We start from the raw sequence: 2,066 nt of genomic DNA, 5'->3' as shown, positions 1-2,066 counted from the left end.
AGTAGGCCTTTCACATCAGTGGAAGACATTCAAGCTCTGCTTGACAGAGCTGGTGATGAAAATGGTACGACTATTGTTTTAAACAATGCGACCATTCGTAAAGCGGTAATAAACACGTCTGTCTCTCCAAGAACTGAGTACAAAGGCTTACTCTCTGCGGGTAGAAACATTACATTTGACACATCATGTGTAACAGATATGAGTGAACTTTTCCGTGGTGAATACTCTTTCAACGAAGACATTGGCGATTGGGATACTTCCAGTGTGACGGATATGAGCGCCATGTTCTGGCTTGCTCAGGCTTTCAACCGAGACATTAGTAGCTGGAATACTGCTAATGTGACGAATATGAGCGCTATGTTTGAGGGTACTAATGCATTCGACCAAGACATTGGTAACTGGAATACAGCCAATGTGACGGACATGAACAGTATGTTCGAGGCTGCTAGGGTCTTCAACCGAGATATTAGTAGCTGGAATACTGCTAATGTGACGAATATGAGCGCTATGTTTGAGGATACTAATGCATTCGACCAAAACATTGGTAGCTGGAATACAGCCAATGTGACGGACATGAACAGTATGTTCGAGGCTGCTAGGGTCTTCAACGGAGACATTAGTAACTGGAATACAGCCAATGTGACGGATATGAGCGCTATGTTCTGGGAAGCTTCAAAATTCGATCAAGATATAAAAACCAATGGAGATTCTTGGAATACAGCCAATGTGACGAATATGAGTGATATGTTCTCGATGGCTAATGATTTCAACGGAGACATTAGTAACTGGAATACTGCTAATGTGACGGATATGAGTGCTATGTTCCAAGGTGCTGAAAAATTCAACCAAGATATAAAAACCAATGGAGATTCTTGGAATACAGCCAATGTGAAGTATATGAGCTTTATGTTCGAGGGTGCTGCTGCCTTCAACGGAGACATTAGCAACTGGAATACCGCCAATGTGACGAATATGAGAACTATGTTCAAGGGCGCTATAAAATTTGACCAAGAAATAAAAACCAATGGAGATGCTTGGAATACCGCCAATGTGAAGGATATGAGCGCTATGTTCCAAGGTGCTGAAAAATTCAACCAAGATATTAGTAACTGGAATACTGCCAATGTGATGGATATGAACAGCATGTTCTATATGGCTAAAAGATTTGACCAAGAAATAAAAACCAATGGAGATGCCTGGAATACAGCCAATGTGACGGATATGAGCAATATGTTCTCGATGGCTAAGGCATTCAATAAAAACATTAGCAACTGGAATACAGCCAATGTGACGGATATGAGTTGGATGTTCTTTGTTGCTGAAAAATTCGACCAAGACATAGGTAACTGGAATACTGCTAATGTGACGGATATGAACAGCATGTTCAAGGGTGCTAAAGCATTCGACCAAGATATGAAAACCAATGGAGATACCTGGAATACTGTCAAGGTAACGAATATGAAGGATATGTTCCAGGCTGCTGTTAACTTCAATGGAGACATTAGTAACTGGAATACTGGCATGGTGGGGGATATGAGCGGTATGTTTGAGCGCGCTGTAATATTTGACAGAGACATTATCAACTGGAATACCGCCAATGTGACGAATATGAAAACTATGTTCAATGGCGCTGAAAAATTCGACCAAGACATTGCTAATTGGTGTGTGAGTCAAATATCGTACAAACCTGAAGAGTTTGATTCCGGTTCGGGGTTTGAGGGTCAGGAAGTCGTTCAGCCACAGTGGGGTACATGCCCCCAATAATTCTTTTGACAAATCACTTAACAGTTACCTATATGCAGTATTTGAGTGCTGCATAAGGGCTTAATAGAGTTTTGGTGACGCGCTCATTAAATCATCATTTATGATTGGGCGCGTTTTACTTGGGCTTGTTGCAAAAACATCACACCTCGCCAGGCTTTAACTATGATTCATCACTGAGCAATGCGTTATGGCCAAGTCTGAATTCAAATGGCGAAATTTCACCCCTGAACTTATCTTATGGTGTGTGCGGTGGTATGGCACTACCACAATGAGCTACGCAAACCTCAGTGATATGTTGTCCG

At 41.7% G+C, this 2,066-nt stretch carries 1 protein-coding gene and 1 pseudogene; both read left to right on the top strand.

The window, feature by feature from the left end:
- Window positions 1-1,764: BspA family leucine-rich repeat surface protein (locus tag VSA01S_RS19625; protein WP_147052791.1), on the top strand; the 1,764-nt coding region annotated here is incomplete at its 5' end.
- Window positions 1,765-1,951: 187 nt separating this feature from the next.
- Window positions 1,952-2,066 (top strand): annotated as a pseudogene (locus VSA01S_RS19620) (IS6 family transposase); the annotation flags it as partial.

The sequence above is a fragment of the Vibrio sagamiensis NBRC 104589 genome (assembly GCF_007990935.1).
GTDB lineage: Bacteria > Pseudomonadota > Gammaproteobacteria > Enterobacterales > Vibrionaceae > Vibrio > Vibrio sagamiensis.
Note: the sequence above shows the minus strand (reverse complement) of the source record. Positions and strands in the feature narration are given on the sequence as shown.